Annotated in this window: 18 protein-coding genes; 8 read left to right on the plus strand and 10 right to left on the minus strand. The window is 28.9% G+C overall.

The window, feature by feature from the left end:
* Positions 1 to 6: 6 nt before the first annotated feature.
* Genes ACTT9U_RS00260 through ACTT9U_RS00270 form a run of 3 tightly spaced genes read right to left on the minus strand, consistent with a single transcriptional unit; the run spans position 7 to position 4,837 of the window.
* Positions 7 to 714 carry a cytochrome c biogenesis CcdA family protein gene (locus ACTT9U_RS00260; RefSeq protein ID WP_440931196.1) on the minus strand — a complete coding sequence of 236 codons (708 nt, stop codon included), beginning with the start codon at positions 712 to 714 and terminating at the stop codon, positions 7 to 9.
* Positions 714 to 3,398 (minus strand): phosphoenolpyruvate carboxylase, encoded by a 2,685-nt coding sequence (gene ppc, locus ACTT9U_RS00265; protein WP_440931197.1) that lies wholly within the window; start codon positions 3,396 to 3,398, stop codon positions 714 to 716. Before ppc ends, ACTT9U_RS00260 begins: the two co-directional genes overlap by 1 nt.
* Positions 3,395 to 4,837: an NAD-dependent succinate-semialdehyde dehydrogenase gene (locus ACTT9U_RS00270; RefSeq protein WP_440931198.1), complete on the minus strand. Its 1,443-nt coding sequence runs from the start codon at positions 4,835 to 4,837 to the stop codon at positions 3,395 to 3,397. The genes ppc and ACTT9U_RS00270 overlap by 4 nt, the downstream gene beginning before the upstream one ends.
* Positions 4,838 to 4,936: 99 nt before the next feature.
* On the opposite strand from ACTT9U_RS00270, the gene ACTT9U_RS00275 reads away from it, so the two are divergent.
* Positions 4,937 to 5,260 carry a GYD domain-containing protein gene (locus ACTT9U_RS00275; RefSeq protein WP_440930069.1) on the plus strand — a complete coding sequence of 108 codons (324 nt, stop codon included), beginning with the start codon at positions 4,937 to 4,939 and terminating at the stop codon, positions 5,258 to 5,260.
* A gap of 127 nt (positions 5,261 to 5,387) precedes the next feature.
* On the opposite strand, the gene ACTT9U_RS00280 is transcribed toward ACTT9U_RS00275, so the two are convergent.
* On the minus strand, positions 5,388 to 6,218 hold the full coding sequence (locus ACTT9U_RS00280) for a phytanoyl-CoA dioxygenase family protein (RefSeq protein ID WP_440931199.1): 831 nt from the start codon (positions 6,216 to 6,218) through the stop codon (positions 5,388 to 5,390).
* 37 nt (positions 6,219 to 6,255) lie between these two features.
* Here ACTT9U_RS00280 and moaA point away from each other — a divergent pair, with 37 nt between their 5' ends.
* From moaA to ACTT9U_RS00315, 7 genes are read left to right on the plus strand one after another with little or no spacing between them, the layout of a single operon-like run.
* Positions 6,256 to 7,248 carry a GTP 3',8-cyclase MoaA gene (gene moaA / locus ACTT9U_RS00285; RefSeq protein ID WP_440931200.1) on the plus strand — a complete coding sequence of 331 codons (993 nt, stop codon included), beginning with the start codon at positions 6,256 to 6,258 and terminating at the stop codon, positions 7,246 to 7,248.
* Complete coding sequence (gene moaC / locus ACTT9U_RS00290) at positions 7,248 to 7,793, plus strand: cyclic pyranopterin monophosphate synthase MoaC (protein WP_440930072.1); 546 nt, start codon at positions 7,248 to 7,250, stop codon at positions 7,791 to 7,793. The genes moaA and moaC overlap by 1 nt, the downstream gene beginning before the upstream one ends.
* A 5-nt stretch (positions 7,794 to 7,798) precedes the next feature.
* On the plus strand, positions 7,799 to 8,269 hold the full coding sequence (locus ACTT9U_RS00295) for a thioesterase family protein (protein WP_440931201.1): 471 nt from the start codon (positions 7,799 to 7,801) through the stop codon (positions 8,267 to 8,269).
* Positions 8,266 to 8,535: a molybdopterin biosynthesis protein MoeD gene (locus ACTT9U_RS00300; protein WP_440931202.1), complete on the plus strand. Its 270-nt coding sequence runs from the start codon at positions 8,266 to 8,268 to the stop codon at positions 8,533 to 8,535. The genes ACTT9U_RS00295 and ACTT9U_RS00300 overlap by 4 nt, the downstream gene beginning before the upstream one ends.
* Positions 8,535 to 8,987, plus strand: a complete 453-nt coding sequence (locus ACTT9U_RS00305) for a molybdopterin synthase catalytic subunit (protein ID WP_440931203.1) — start codon at positions 8,535 to 8,537, stop codon at positions 8,985 to 8,987. Before ACTT9U_RS00300 ends, ACTT9U_RS00305 begins: the two co-directional genes overlap by 1 nt.
* Positions 8,974 to 9,867: a protein-methionine-sulfoxide reductase catalytic subunit MsrP gene (gene msrP, locus ACTT9U_RS00310; RefSeq protein ID WP_440931204.1), complete on the plus strand. Its 894-nt coding sequence runs from the start codon at positions 8,974 to 8,976 to the stop codon at positions 9,865 to 9,867. The genes ACTT9U_RS00305 and msrP overlap by 14 nt, the downstream gene beginning before the upstream one ends.
* Entirely contained in the window at positions 9,867 to 10,448 is a 582-nt protein-coding gene (locus ACTT9U_RS00315; protein WP_440931205.1) for a sulfite oxidase heme-binding subunit YedZ, read from the plus strand. Before msrP ends, ACTT9U_RS00315 begins: the two co-directional genes overlap by 1 nt.
* Here the strand turns inward: ACTT9U_RS00315 and ACTT9U_RS00320 are convergent.
* The 6 genes from ACTT9U_RS00320 to ACTT9U_RS00345 are packed head-to-tail and all read right to left on the minus strand — an operon-like array spanning position 10,434 to position 14,736.
* On the minus strand, positions 10,434 to 11,003 hold the full coding sequence (locus tag ACTT9U_RS00320) for a nucleotidyltransferase family protein (protein ID WP_440931206.1): 570 nt from the start codon (positions 11,001 to 11,003) through the stop codon (positions 10,434 to 10,436). The two genes, ACTT9U_RS00315 and ACTT9U_RS00320, sit on opposite strands and share 15 nt — an antisense overlap.
* Positions 11,003 to 11,932, minus strand: a complete 930-nt coding sequence (locus ACTT9U_RS00325) for a hypothetical protein (protein ID WP_440931207.1) — start codon at positions 11,930 to 11,932, stop codon at positions 11,003 to 11,005. The genes ACTT9U_RS00320 and ACTT9U_RS00325 overlap by 1 nt, the downstream gene beginning before the upstream one ends.
* A complete protein-coding gene (locus tag ACTT9U_RS00330; protein WP_440931208.1) occupies positions 11,932 to 12,612 on the minus strand; it encodes an XdhC family protein in 681 nt (226 codons plus the stop codon). The genes ACTT9U_RS00325 and ACTT9U_RS00330 overlap by 1 nt, the downstream gene beginning before the upstream one ends.
* On the minus strand, positions 12,593 to 13,600 hold the full coding sequence (locus tag ACTT9U_RS00335) for a fatty acid desaturase (RefSeq protein ID WP_440931209.1): 1,008 nt from the start codon (positions 13,598 to 13,600) through the stop codon (positions 12,593 to 12,595). The genes ACTT9U_RS00330 and ACTT9U_RS00335 overlap by 20 nt, the downstream gene beginning before the upstream one ends.
* Entirely contained in the window at positions 13,600 to 13,929 is a 330-nt protein-coding gene (locus tag ACTT9U_RS00340) for an XdhC family protein (RefSeq protein ID WP_014952945.1), read from the minus strand. Before ACTT9U_RS00340 ends, ACTT9U_RS00335 begins: the two co-directional genes overlap by 1 nt.
* A gap of 21 nt (positions 13,930 to 13,950) precedes the next feature.
* On the minus strand, positions 13,951 to 14,736 hold the full coding sequence (locus ACTT9U_RS00345; RefSeq protein WP_440931210.1) for an FAD binding domain-containing protein: 786 nt from the start codon (positions 14,734 to 14,736) through the stop codon (positions 13,951 to 13,953).
* Between the last annotated feature and the right edge of the window lie 3 nt (positions 14,737 to 14,739).

Raw genomic sequence — 14,739 nt, forward strand, 5'->3', positions numbered from 1 at the left:
TAATTTTTAACCGAAACTTTGTAAGAATGGAAAGATATTTAGCAAGTAAAAACCTAAAAATTGTAATTTATTTGTCAAAATTAATATTCCAGTGATTAATAATAAGACCCCTCCAACCTTTGAGATAGTATTAATATGTTTTCTCATATTTTTTGAAAAAAGGAGAAACTTTTGAATAAGATAACCAGATATAATAAATGGAATTGCTAATCCTAAAGAATAAAAAGCTAAAAGTAAAATTGCCCTTGCCAAAGTTTCCTCGATTGACGCTAAAGCTAAAATAGAACCTAAGATTGGACCTATGCACGGTGTCCATCCAAAACCAAAAGCAAATCCAATAATGACTGGGAAAAAGAAACTATCGAATTTTTTAAAATCAAATCTTCTATCCATGTTTAAAAAACCAAAATTAAAAACGCCTAATAATTGCAAAGAAAAGAAAATTATTACCAAACCTGCAATCAATCTAAATGATTGAGAGTTTTGCAATAAAACTTTCCCTAAAAAAGATGCTGATGCTCCAAAAATAATAAAGACAATTGAAAACCCAAAACAAAATTTTATTAAAGGACTTAAATTAAAATCTTTTTTTTCTGTTATTTCTTTTAAGGATTGGCCAGAAACAAATGAAATGTACCCTGGAATTAATGGTAATACACATGGTGAAAGAAAGCTGATTAAACCAGCTCCAAAAGCTATAATTAATTCTAACATTATCCTGTATTTTTCATTGCAGCAGAAATACCTGCTATTGAAGTCATTAATGCATCTTCAAGATATTTTCTATCAATTTTATTAATTTTTTTTGAGTTTAATTTTCCCATAATTTTAGCTTGCAAGACATTTAAAACCTCAGTGTAGTTATTTCTTACATACAATGATTTTCTAAAATTTTTTCTTTCTTTTAATATTTCTTTAGGTGTTATTTTTTTGTGAAGTTTGACCAAATGATCAAATTGAAATCTCAATTTTTTTCCAATTCGCTTTAACTTTTCATCTGCCAAGTTATTTTCATAAATAATTGATATTTCAGGATCAACTTTAGAAATAACCATGTCTAGAATATCCATCGTTGAAGAGAAGAAAGGCCAGTTTTTTTGCATATCATTTAAGTTGTTTTTAAATTTTTTAATTCCCGCATATCTCAATGCCTCAGCTGTTCCCAACCAAGCTGGTAACAATAATCTAATCTGTGTCCAAGCAAACACCCAGGGTATTGCTCTCAAACTTTGAATATTATCTACATTTTTTCTTTTTGTTGGTCTTGAGCCAATTGAAAGTTTTCCAAGTGCCTTATGTGGTGTAACTGTTTTGAAATATCTTATAAACTCCTCGTTAGAATTTATACTTCTTCTATAAGAAGATGTCGAAAGCTCAGTCATTCGTTCAATTAAATCTCTCCAATTAGATTTGGGTTTGGGCGGAGGATTTAAAGTTGCTTCCATTACAGATCCTATATAACTACACAAATTATATTCTGCTAAAGGTTTGTAACCGTATTTTTGCTGTATAACCTCCCCTTGATCTGTAATTCGAATAGAGCCATTAACTGTACCTGATGGTTGAGATTTTAAAGTAGCTTGAATTGGTCCACCACCTCTTCCTGGTGAACCACCTCGTCCATGAAAGAAAGTAAGAGAAATTTTATATTTTTTTGCAATGTCTCTAAGCTCTTCCTCTACTCTATATTGGTTCCAACTCGATGATAATTTACCTGCATCCTTGCTCGAGTCTGAATATCCAATCATCACTTCTTGCTGATGATTAACAAGTTTTCTGTACCAACCAAAAGAGAAAAGTTTTTCCATTATTTTTTTACCATTTTTTAAATCATCTAAAGTTTCTAATAATGGCACTACTCTTAAAGGCTTCTTAATTTTTGCTAATTTTTGTAAATAATAAACATTTAAAATATCCGATGAGTTAGATGTCATAGATATCACATACGCACCTAGGCATTCACTTGGTTGTTTCGATATAACTTCAAACGTATTCCAGACTTCTTTATTAAGCTTATTTTTAATCTTTAAATATTTAGAAGTTTTTTTATCATTGATTAATTTTGATAATAATTGAACTTTTTTTTCTTCATTAAAATTTTCAAATTTAATTTTAAAGTTATTTTTTATAATTTCTGAGACTAATTGAGAATGTCTTGAAGATTCTTGTCTGATATCTAATTTTGCTAAATTTATGCCAAAACATCTTGCTCTTCTTAATAAATCAAGAAGAATTGTATTGCCAATTCTTTTATCTTTATTTTCATTTAAGGATTTTCTAACGTCTCTTAAAACTTCGATAAGTTCATACTTATCTTTAAATAACAAATCCTCATTTAATTTTTTATTTTTATTTAAATGCTCTTCTATATTTATATATGTTGCTCTAATTTTGTCTCTAATAGGTCTAAGGTAAACTCTATATGGTTCAAATGAATTTTTAGAAAATTTTTGAATTTTTTTTGAACATTTCTGCATTGATAGATCTTGGATAAGTTTGGTAAGTTCTCTTTCATATAACTTTGCTGCTTGCCATCTTGAAAACATAATTATTTTTTCTGTTATTTGAGAAGTAACATTTGGATTTCCATCTCTGTCTCCACCCATCCAAGAACCAAATTCTATTGGATTAAAACTTCTTGGAAGATCTTTTCCATAATATTTTCTAAAAATTTTATTTAATCTCTTATAAACTTTTGGGATAGTGTCCCACAAACTATCTTCAATAATTGCCAAACCCCACCTTGCTTCATCAAGTGGCGACGGTTTCGTTCTCTTTATGTCGTCTGTTTTCCAGATAATTGTAATTTCACTATATAAAGCTTTGTCAATTTCATTAATTTTTTTTTGGTAATTTTTGTATAAATATCTTTGCTCAAGCAGCTCAATTAAATTTGCATATTTCTGGATTAAAGTTCTTCTTTTTACTTCAGTTGGGTGTGCAGTAAGAACTACGCCTATTTTTAAATTTTGTGCAAGATCATAGATTTTTTTATTTGGAATCGATTTATTTTTAAAAAAATTTTTAAAAATATCTTCTATAAAAAGACTCTCACTTTTTTTATTTTTATTTTGCTCAATTTCATTAAGAGTATGTGAAGTGTCATGAGCTTCAGCAAGATTCATTAAGTTACAAAAATGATTGAAAGCTCTTGTTAATTTAAAAATAGTTTCTGAATTTAAATTTTTAATTTTTTTTGAGAGTCTTTCATGAGGGTTACTGGCCCCATAATTATTTAAATTTGGCTTTGATAATAGTCTTATTTCTTCAACTAATTTGAAAAATTTATCACCTTCTTGCTCTCTTAAAACATCACCAAGAATTTTTCCTAAAAGTCTGATGTCTTCTCTTAAAAACTTTGTGGGAATTCTATCGTAATATAAGTCTCTTTTCTTCAACCTTTGATACCAAGATGCGTATACTTTACATTTAAATAATCTTTTATAGCCATTGATCCACCTTCACGACCATAGCCAGTTTGCTTGATACCACCAAAAGGAGCTTCGGCAATTGCAACTAGTGGTGTATTTACAGCTACAGTTCCAGTTTCCATTAACTCTGATGTTCTATGAGCTTTTTCCATTGAGTTAGTGCAAATATAACTACATAAACCTAAATCATTATTATTTGCTCTTTCAATAACTTCATCAAATGACTTAAATGACAACATTGGAACTAATGGTCCAAATGGTTCTTCTCTCATAATAGTAAAGTCATCTTTTACATTATCAAAAACTGTTGGCTCATAATAAAAACCTTTATTAAAACCTGATGGTCTTTTTCCTCCTAATAAAACTGTAGCACCTTCTTGCTTAGTTTTTTCGACTAGTGCCTCAACTTCATTTAATCTTTTTTGTGTTGTTAAAGGTCCAAGTTGTGTTTCAGGATCCATACCATCACCAATTTTTAATTTTTTAATTTTATCAATAAACAAATTGGTAAATTCATCTTTTTTGTTTTCTTGCACATAAAATCTATTTGGAGAAATACAAACCTGCCCATTATTTCTAAATTTTGCAGCAATAGCCATATCTGTTGCTTTATTTAAGTCAGCATCATCAAAAACTATGAATGGAGAGTGACCACTTAATTCCATAGTAACTCTTTGAACTTTATCAGCTGCTTGCTTTAAAATTAATTTACCAACTCTTGTAGAGCCTGTTATTGAAATTTTTTTAATAATATCAGAAGATATTAATTGAGAAGCAATAGCTGGTGGATCACCTGATAATAAATTAACAACACCAGGAGGAACTCCACACTGTCTACAAATATCAACCAATTCCATTACAGTTCCTGGAGTGATTGTATCTGGTTTAACTATTACTGAACATCCTGCGGCTAAAGCTGTTGAAATTTTTCTTGAAGATAAAACTAATGGAAAGTTCCAAGGAGTTAATGCTGCAACAACTCCAACTGGCTGATAGTAAACATGAACTCTAGTATCTTCAAATCTACTTTCTACTGTTTGGCCATAAATTCTTTTTGTTTCTTCAGCATTCCATTCAAAAATATCTGCAGCTGCACCTACTTCACCTTTTGCTTCTGCAAAAGGTTTACCAACCTCTAATGTCATCCATTTTGCTAACACATCTTGTTTTTCTCTCATCTTGTCAGCAATTCTTCTGATAATGTATGAACGTTGCCAAGGTGAAGTTTTTTTCCAAACTTCTAAACCTTTTTCTGCAGCTTTTAATGCTCTATCAACATCTTCGGGAGTTGCTTTAGATGCTTTTCCTAAAATTTCTTCATTTGCAGGATTAATCACTTCATAAGTGTTATTGTCTGAAGAGGGTGACCATTTTCCATCAATAAACTGTCCAAATTTTTCGTACATAAAATAATTAATAACAGAGGTTGTATCAGATTTGCAATTAAAACATAATAACATTTTTGTAACAATGTTAAGATAAGTTACTAAAAAAAAGGAGGTAGAATGAAGTTTGTTGTATTAGGTAAATATTCAACACAAGGTCTTGCTGGTTTTGTAAAGAACCCTTCAGATAATAGACAAGAAGCTGCAAAAAAAATAACTGAAGCAGCTGGTGGAAAACTAATTGATATGATGACTCTAAGAGGAGCATATGATTTCATCGCTATTATAGAAGGGCCAGATTTCGAAACCATGGCTGGAATGAAAATGTTGATGCAATCAACTGGCACAATTGAAGATATGAATATAATGGAAGCTGTTGATTTCAATAAAGCTGCAGAGAAAGCTGCAAAAGCTGCATCTGCATACAGACCTGTTGGTAAATAATTTAGTTAAAAAAAATTCCCCTTTTGAAGAAACAAAAGGGGAATAAGGGTAGAGAAAAAATAAAAATTTAATTAAAAATTTTGAGCCCTATTTACTAATTTTTATTAAAATGTGAAGACTTTTTTTATTAATTTTTAAATAAAGTTGGAAACATTTTGCCAGCTAAATCATCCCCATTTTTATAGCCATTTTGCTCCATAATAGCTCTTTCATCTCGAGCCCAATCTCCTCGATATTCAATTTTTGATTGTTCTTTAGCCATTCTAAGAGTGAACCTATGAATATCTGAATTTGGAGTACTTTCATGTAATCCTCCATGCAAAGTCCTAATGTCAAAATAAACACAATCTCCTACCTCAAGATCCCACTCTAAAAACTCGTAATCATTTTTATTTTTCAAAATATCTGGAGTTACTTCATATTTTTTTCCATTAACAATACCAGCTTCACCATCAACCGTATGACCGTCATTAAATCTTGTTCTTAAAAATAATTTATTCCATAAATGAGAACCTTTTACCCAAGCAATCCCCTCTTCTTTTTTAACTGGCTCTAAAGGTAACCATAGAACACACATTGAACCTTCAAAATCAAAATAAGAAATATCGTGATGAAAAGGTGGTTTTGATTTAGAACCCGCTTCTCTATAAAACCAATTGTCCATAACTAAATTTATTTCTTTTGCTTCAAGAAGTTCTGATGCAATTTTTGATGTTGGTGAGTTAAAGACAAAATCTTTAAACTCAGGAATTAAATCCCATGTCCAAAAATCTTCATAGTAACTTGGAGAACTTTTATCTTTCGTATGATTAACAAACCTTGGGCTGGGATTAGATTTTGCTTTTTTAAAACCCTCTTTTAATTTGTTTATCCAGTAATGATCAAATTTTCCTTTAATCAAGACTGCGCCATTTTGGTTATACTCATCAATAAGGCTTTTTTCTAATATTTGACTCATGATAATTTAGTTAAATTATGATAACCTTATATTAAAAATGAATACTCTAAAAGACAGTTTTGGAAGATCTTTTCCCTACATCAGATTATCAATAACGGACGTTTGTAATTTTAAGTGTGGATACTGTTTACCAAATGGATACCAAGTAGACAAAAGTGACAATCGAACTTTTTTAAGCGCAGAAGAAATTGGAAGATTATCAAAAGCTTTATCTGAACTAGGTGTTTGCAAAATTAGATTAACTGGAGGTGAGCCAACTGTAAGAAAAGATTTTTTTGATATAGTAAAATTGATAAAATCAAACTCTGGAATAAAAAAAACTGTAATTACTACTAATGGCTATCATCTAGATAAAATTGCATCTAGAATTAAAGATAGCGGTCTTGATGGAATTAACATTAGTATTGATAGTCTAAATAGAGAAACATTTAAAAAAATTACAAGTCATGACAGATTACCAGAAATATTAAGAGGTATTGAAGAATTACAAAAACTTAATTTTAAAAATATTAAAGTAAATGCTGTTCTTCTAAGAGGTGTTAATGATAGTGAAAAAGATTTTAGTGAATGGGCTCAATTTATAAAAAACAATGAAATTGATTTTAGATATATTGAACTAATGCAAACTGGAGACAACTTAGATTATTTTAATAAATATCATGTACCTGCAACAAAGTTTACTGATTATTTAAATAGTAATAATTGGATAATTCAAACACTAGGAAGAGATGCTGGACCTTCCAAAAATTATATTAATTCCGAATTCAAAGGAAAGTTTGGAGTAATTGCACCCTACTCAAAAGATTTTTGTAAAAGCTGTAACAGATTAAGAATTACTGCAAAAGGTGATTTAAGATTATGTTTATTTGGAAATACAGGAATCAATATAAGACACTTAATGCAAACAGATGAACAAATTGAGGAACTAAAAGATTTAATTTTAAAACAGTTAAACTTTAAGAAAGAGTCTCATTATTTAGAACTTGGTGAAACAGGTTTAACTAAAAATTTATCAACTACTGGAGGATAATGAAAAATCTTAAAGTTGTAGACCAACAATCATTAAAAGATTGGGCAAAAGAGATATTTCAAAAAAACTCTTTTAACATGGTAGATGTATCCTCAAAGAAAGAAACTTTCAGAAGAGCATTAGCTTCAGGAAAAATTTATGTGGGCAAAGAAGTATTTGAATTAATCAAAAACAAAGAAATGCCAAAAGGTGATCCTATAACTTTAGCTGAAGTTTCTGCTGTACTAGGTGTAAAAAAAACTAGCGAATTAATTCCTTTATGCCACCCACTTCCTATTGACCATACCGCTACAAAAATAATTATGAATGAAGAAGATAATTCTCTGGAAGTATTTTGTGTAGTGTCTGCAGTTGCGAAAACTGGTGTTGAAATGGAAGCGATAATGGGTGTGAATGCTGCATTAACAACAATTTATGATCTAAGTAAAATTGTTAATCCTCATTTAAAAATTGATAATGTTAAGCTTCTAATTAAAGAAGGTGGAAAAAGTGGTTTATGGACTAATCCAGATGGATTACCTAAATTTCTTGAAAACATTTTTTAATTTAAATGTCAGTTCATCTTAGTTCTCAAAAAATTATTAAAGATTGGATCGATTATAACGATCATATGAATGTAGCTTATTATCTTTTAATTTTTGATAAGTTTGGAGCAGATAATCTAAATAGAATGTTTAAGATGGGCGAAGAGTCTGCAAAAAGTACTGGTATGAGCACTATGATTGTTGAAACAAATATAACTTATAATCAAGAACTTAAGCTTGATGATGAAGTGGATATTAACTTATTATATTTTGATCATGACAAGAAAAGACTTCAATATAAAATGGAAATGATAAATAAAAAAGGAGGATATTTAGCATCAACCTTTGAAGCACTAGCTCTTTATGTGAATTTGAACACTCGTAAAGTTTCAGAATTTGAGGAAGAAAAATTAAAAATAATGGATGAATTTATAAATAAAAATCAATCAAGCTTTGTTAATGAGAATTTAAAATTTTCATCTAAATTAAAGAAATGAAAATAATATTAGAATTATTTGGTGCTAGTAGAGACTTAAGTGACAAAAATATTTTAGAATTTGATTTAAAATCTCAAATAACGATTAAAGATTTTAAGGATATTCTCTTAAATTTTATTGATGAAACTTTCAATGGAAATGAAAATTTTAAGAAAATAATCAATTCATCTGCTTTTTGTTCTGAGGATAATGAAATTATAAGCGACAATTATAAAATCACAAAAGATCAAAAAATAGGTATTATTCCTCCAATTGGAGGGGGTTAATGCTTCACACTAAAATCATAGACACAGAAAAAGCAAAAATACAAATTTCTAATGCTGAAAAATTTATAGCCTCATCAAAATTTGGGGCATCAATTTTCTTTACTGGAACAGTCAGAGATTTTAATGAAAATAAAAAAGTCACAGGAATGACATATGATAGCCATGATGCTATGGTTATAAAGAGCTTTAAAGAAATCTATGAAGAGACTGAACAAAAACTTAATATTAAAGACAAAGCAGTTTATATTGAACATGTGAAAGGATATGTAAAACTTGGTGAGATGAGTATTATTATCGCTGTTGCTTGTAAACATAGAGATCAAGCATATGTTTTATCAAGATATATAATTGAAGAAATAAAGAAAAGATCACCAATCTGGAAAAAAGAACATTATGAAAATGAAGATAGTAAATGGTTGAAAGGTAATCCAATAAATAATGAAAAAATTTAAATATTCAGAAATAACACCTGAAAAAATTTATAATAATAGAAGAAAGTTTTTAAAAAATTTAGGCTATGGAATTGGTAGTATTGCATTTGCAAATAATGCTTTAGCAAACACAGATTTATCTAAACCAACATCTTACAAAGATATAACTACTTACAATAATTATTATGAGTTTGGTACTGGTAAAGGAGATCCTTATAAAAAATCCCAAGATTTTAAAACAAGACCATGGACTGTAAGAATTGAGGGGGAAGTTGAAGAACCTATAGACTTATCTATAGATGAAATTCTAAATTCATTTCCATCAGAAGAAAGAGTGCAAAGATTAAGATGTGTTGAAGGTTGGTCAATGATCATACCGTGGATGGGTTTTTCGCTCAGCGAATTATTAAACAAAGTTAAAATAAAACCTGAGGCAAAATTTGTAAAATTCATAAGTGTTTATGATCCTGAGAATATGGTAGGTCAAAGACGAGCAGTGTTAAATTGGCCATACGTTGAAGGATTAAGATTAGATGAAGCAATGCACCCTTTAACAACAGTCGTAACTGGATTATACGGAAAACCATTACCAAATCAAAATGGAGCTCCTTTAAGAATATTCATTCCATGGAAATATGGATTCAAAAGTGGCAAAGCTATTGTAAAAATTGAGTTGGTAAAAAAAATGCCAATGACAGCTTGGATGTGGGCATCACCAAGGGAATATGGATTTTATTCTAATGTAAATCCAAATGTAAATCATCCAAGATGGTCACAGGCTACTGAAAGAGTCATTAATGGTGATATTTTTTCTCCAAGAGTAGAAACATTAATGTTCAATGGATACGGTGATGAAGTTGCTCATCTATACTCTGGTATGGATTTAAAGAAAAACTTTTAATGAGGAAAATATACAAGCCGTCACTATTTTTTCTTAGTTTAATTCCACTAATAGTTATTATTTATAAAACATTCACTAACAATTTAGGGCCAGAACCAATTAAGGAAATTACGCATCATACTGGTGAATGGGCATTATTGTTTATTGTATTTACACTTGCAATGTCGCCATTAAAAAAAATTACTAATTTAAATATATGGATTTCATTTCGTAGGATGCTTGGTCTGTTCGCTTTTTTTTACGCATCTTTACATTTAATGACATATGTAGGTCTAGATTATCGTTTTGATTTAGAAAATATCTCAAAAGATATACTTACAAAAAAATTTATCTTCATAGGTTTCGCTGCATGGCTGTTACTAGTTCCTCTTGCAGTTACATCATCAAAAAAAATGATGGGTATTTTAAAACATAACTGGAAAAAACTACATAGATTAACTTATGTGATTGCAATATTTGCTGTAGTTCATTTTATTTGGTTAGTAAAAAGAGATCTTACTGAGCCTTTAATTTATCTTTTTATAATTTTAGCTTTATTAGCATTTAGAATAAACTTTAAATCGTCTTCAAAAGTCAGCTAATTTATCTAGGTCTTTAAATATTTTTTCAGAATTAACTTTAATTATAGCTGCATTTTTTTTTAATCTTTTAACCATAAATTTAGCTCCAACATCACCTTTAATTTTTTTAAATTTTGAAATTACAGATGAGTTAAATCCAATTGGATTACCAATTTTATTTTTATATTTTAGTAAATGAACAGAATTATATTTTTTATCGATAGAGTTATAGATTTTATTTATATGCGTTTTCTTAATATAAGGCATATCAGATTGAACTATCAGAAAACCTTTTGAGACCTTATTTACTTTTTTAATACCTGTTTTAATTGATGAAGCAATTCCAGATTTATAATTTTTATTCAATGTAAATTGAATCTTTTTATTTTTCATAATTGCTTTTCTAACTAATGAATGCTCATGACCTAACACAATTATAATTTTTTTTACTTTGCTTTTAATTAATTGATCTAAAATATGATTGATTAATTTTTTCCCTTTAAACATTTTAAGAAGTTTATTTTCTTTTGGTATTCTTTTTGATTGTCCTGCTGCGAGTAGTATCGCTGATATCATTATAAAATTTGCTCCAAAAATTTTATTAAATGATTATTTTTTTCTATAAAATTTGTAAAACAAATTGATTGAGGGACACCATGACCATCTGAAGGTCCCATATTATGATTTGCATCAGCCCACTTGCAATTAGTTGGTTTTAATTCACTATAATCAATAAATTTTACACCTTTTATGTCTCTAAAAAATGACAGTGTTTCTGGAGTTTCATATTTATCTTTATTGTGAGTAAATATAATTGAATTTATTGAATTAGATTTTTTTAAATTATCAAAATTTGTTTTTCTAAAAAATCCCCACTCAGGATATTTCTTCCTAATAGTTTTTTTTCCAAATGCAGCTGGATTAATAGCTATGGTACCTTTTATTTTATCTGGATATTTTGATTGCAAATTTAATGAAGCCCATGCACCGGCTGAAAAACCAGACAGAACAATATTTTCAAATCCCATCTCATTAAATTTATTTAATTCATTTAATAATATTTTCTGTCTTTTAATATTTTTTGTTTCATCTTCAATATTTGAAATTGTTCCATTATTCTTTAATTGATTTCTATATTTCTTCATTGCCTTTAAAGTCATTCCTTTAACTCCAGAACAAAGACGGTAAATTTTAATTGTTAAACCTTTAATTTGTTTGTTGTGAAGTTTTAATATTGCGGGAACAGTGGCACCTTTCCAAATATATCCTAAAGCTGGTTTTTTTTGACATTTATCTTTGACAATGTCGTAATCACTGCCATGATTATCAATTATTAATAAAGTATTTCTTTTGTCATTAATTTTATCAATTGAATAAGTTTTTCCTTGATTATCAAAAAACGTGCTTTTCTTTATAATTTTATCTAAATCCTTATAGTCTAATGTACTTGCTGAGATATTAGTTGAGATAAAAAAAAATAAAAAAATATAAATTAATTTAATCATTACTTTGTATAAGTTACTGAAACAAGTTGTGCAATAATAGATAAAGCAATTTCTGGGGCTGATTTGCCTCCAAGTTTTATTCCTATTGGTCCATGTATTGAATTTATTTGCTCTTCATTAAATCCAGCTTCTTTCAATCTTTCACATCTATTAGCGTGTGTTTTTTTACTTCCTAATGCACCAATGTAATAAAATTTATTTTTCAATCCATATTGTAATGCTGGATCATCTATTTTTGGATCATGTGTTAAAGCAATTAGTGCTGTACTTTCGTTTGTGTCTAATTCTTTGAAAGCTTCATCTGGCCATTTATTAATTATTTTCATATTGGGAAATCTTTTTTCAGATGCAAAGTATCCTCTTGGGTCTATGATAGAGATCTCAAAATTTAAACTTTTTGCAAAATCAACTAAATATTGAGCGATATGTACAGCTCCAACAATTACAACTTTTATTGGTCTCACATAAGATTCAACAAAAATTTCTGTTCCATCAATTACACCATTATTTTTTGATTTATAGAAATTTATTATCTGATCTTTATAACTTTCAAACTCTCCAGTTAATTCATTTTCATTATGGTAAATTGTAGAATTTCCATTTTTTAAGTTTGTAATTATTGCAAATTCTTTTTTTTGTTTCTTTAAATTGATAATTTTTTTAAGCAGTGACTGTTTCATTTTTATTCATTCTTACGTTGATACTATAATTAGGATCAATTCTTTGTTTCAATAATGCTGGTATTATTTCTTTATAAGTTTCAATCAAACCATTTTTTGCTTTAGGTAGTTGGTCTTCAAGAAGATGATACAATTTTTTTAAATTATAAGATGGAATAATTGGATATATGTGATGAACACAATGATATTCCATTTTCCAATATAAAAAACTCAATATTGGATTTAAGTGTATGTCCCTTGAAGATAATCTATGATCTTTTACATTTCTAGCAAGGCCAGCATGTTGGGCAAATGCAACAATTCTATGCATAGTTTTTCCATAAAATATTGGAAGTAACAAAAACAAAACAGGCAACCAAGTTTTAAAAACTATTGAACTAAATATTATTAAAAGCCAAATTGTTAAATAAATCCTAGAAATTAAAATAGCTCTTGGTTTTGCATTATCTGGAATACACTCTTTCATAACTTTGGTTTCAATACCTAATGAATGCTTAATAATTTCAAAAGAAATGTGATTTTTTAAATATAACAAGTCTGCAAAAGGTATGCAGTTAATTAAAAAACTTTTTGGAGTTTTTTTTAAATCATTGCCATATAAAATTTCATGATCATAGGGATCATTTGTTGAATATGTATTTTTGTGATGAACAAAATGAGTAAACTTCCACCTTGTTGGTTCGAACATAGCCATAAATGATGATAAATGAAAAAAAATTGAATTTAAAACTTTTGAATTAAAAGCGGTATTGTGACTAGTTTCATGCCAAATTGCATTTACAAAATTATATATATTTCCGTAAACTAAAAACCAAAAAATTGACCAATATGTGCCCCATGTATAATAGGCAACAAAACCCACAGTGAATAAAACAATAAAGTATCCACTTACATGTAATAATCCTTTGATATCAGATTTTTGTGAAAGTTCTTTGAGAATAGATTTATCTATTTTGCACTTAAAATAATTGTTAAGTTCTACTTGCATTAATTAAATTGCTCTAGATAAACAGCTATTTCACCACCACAAGCAAGACCAATCTCCCAAGCACTTTCATTTGAAACCTTAAACTCTAATTTTTTGAAAGGTTTATTGTCTTTTATTAAAGACATAGATTCTCTTACAACTGCAGATTCTACGCATCCTCCAGAAACAGAGCCTGAAAAATCACCTTTTTCATTAATAATCATTCTGCTTCCAGTAGGTCTTGGAGATGATCCCCAAGTTTGGATAACTGTAGCTAATACAACTTTCTGATTGGCATTAATCCAATCATTCGCTTCTTCTAGTATTTTTTCATCAAATGAATTTTTCATCTGATGAAATATAAAACTATACTAGCAAGCTTCAACAGCTTTTTTAGCGTATAATGAAACTAGGTTCGCTCTGTATTCAGATGACGCATGCATATCAGAGTTCATTTCACTATCATCAAGTTCCATTCCCTCAATAGCACCTGATGAAAAGTCTGATGAAAGTTTTCCTGATAAGTCTTTATCAATGTAAACACAAGATTTTGCTCCTGTAACAGCTACATTAACTCCATCTTTATGTTTAGCAACAAACACACCAACTATTGCATATCTTGATGCAGGATTAGGATGTTTTTGATAATCAGCTTTTTCTGGAATAGCAAACTCTACAGCTTCAACTATCTCGCCTTTCTTTAAAGCAGTTTCAAACATACCTTTGAAAAATTTACTTGCTTCAATTTTTCTTTCATTAGTATGGATGACTGCATTTAAAGCCATACAAGCTGATGGATAACAAGCTGATGGATCATTGTTAGATATAGAACCACCAATTGTTCCTCTATTCCTTACTTGTGCATCACCAATATTACCAGCAAGTTTTGCTAAAGCAGGAATTGCTTTTTTAACATCTTTTGATGAAGCAACATCTGCATGCTTAGTAGTAGCACCAATTTTAATTGACTTAGCACTTACTTTGATACCAGAAAGTTTACTTATCTTCTTTATATCAATTACATCTTTGTAAGTTGCTAATCCTAACTTCATTGATGGAATTGAAGTCATTCCACCAGCTAAAAAAGCAGAATTAGAAGATGCAAGTTTAGATGCTTCTTTTACATCTTTAGGTGCATGATAATTAAATGATTTCATAAT

Origin of the sequence: Candidatus Pelagibacter sp. (assembly GCF_052049975.1) — a bacterium.
Lineage (GTDB): Bacteria > Pseudomonadota > Alphaproteobacteria > Pelagibacterales > Pelagibacteraceae > Pelagibacter.

Coding starts and splice junctions, on each gene's coding strand:
- ACTT9U_RS00340 (WP_014952945.1), bottom strand. CDS start 13,929: ATGAAAAATTCATTTGATGAAAAAATACTAGAAGAAGCGAATGATTGG.
- ACTT9U_RS00280 (WP_440931199.1), bottom strand. CDS start 6,218: ATGAGTCAAATATTAGAAAAAAGCCTTATTGATGAGTATAACCAAAAT.
- ACTT9U_RS00345 (WP_440931210.1), bottom strand. CDS start 14,736: ATGAAATCATTTAATTATCATGCACCTAAAGATGTAAAAGAAGCATCT.
- ACTT9U_RS00300 (WP_440931202.1), top strand. CDS start 8,266: ATGAAAATAATATTAGAATTATTTGGTGCTAGTAGAGACTTAAGTGAC.
- moaC (WP_440930072.1), top strand. CDS start 7,248: ATGAAAAATCTTAAAGTTGTAGACCAACAATCATTAAAAGATTGGGCA.
- ACTT9U_RS00270 (WP_440931198.1), bottom strand. CDS start 4,837: ATGTACGAAAAATTTGGACAGTTTATTGATGGAAAATGGTCACCCTCT.
- ACTT9U_RS00260 (WP_440931196.1), bottom strand. CDS start 714: ATGTTAGAATTAATTATAGCTTTTGGAGCTGGTTTAATCAGCTTTCTT.
- ACTT9U_RS00330 (WP_440931208.1), bottom strand. CDS start 12,612: ATGAAACAGTCACTGCTTAAAAAAATTATCAATTTAAAGAAACAAAAA.
- ACTT9U_RS00275 (WP_440930069.1), top strand. CDS start 4,937: ATGAAGTTTGTTGTATTAGGTAAATATTCAACACAAGGTCTTGCTGGT.
- ACTT9U_RS00320 (WP_440931206.1), bottom strand. CDS start 11,003: ATGATATCAGCGATACTACTCGCAGCAGGACAATCAAAAAGAATACCA.
- ACTT9U_RS00315 (WP_440931205.1), top strand. CDS start 9,867: ATGAGGAAAATATACAAGCCGTCACTATTTTTTCTTAGTTTAATTCCA.
- moaA (WP_440931200.1), top strand. CDS start 6,256: ATGAATACTCTAAAAGACAGTTTTGGAAGATCTTTTCCCTACATCAGA.
- ACTT9U_RS00325 (WP_440931207.1), bottom strand. CDS start 11,932: ATGATTAAATTAATTTATATTTTTTTATTTTTTTTTATCTCAACTAAT.
- msrP (WP_440931204.1), top strand. CDS start 8,974: ATGAAAAAATTTAAATATTCAGAAATAACACCTGAAAAAATTTATAAT.
- ACTT9U_RS00305 (WP_440931203.1), top strand. CDS start 8,535: ATGCTTCACACTAAAATCATAGACACAGAAAAAGCAAAAATACAAATT.
- ACTT9U_RS00335 (WP_440931209.1), bottom strand. CDS start 13,600: ATGCAAGTAGAACTTAACAATTATTTTAAGTGCAAAATAGATAAATCT.
- ACTT9U_RS00295 (WP_440931201.1), top strand. CDS start 7,799: ATGTCAGTTCATCTTAGTTCTCAAAAAATTATTAAAGATTGGATCGAT.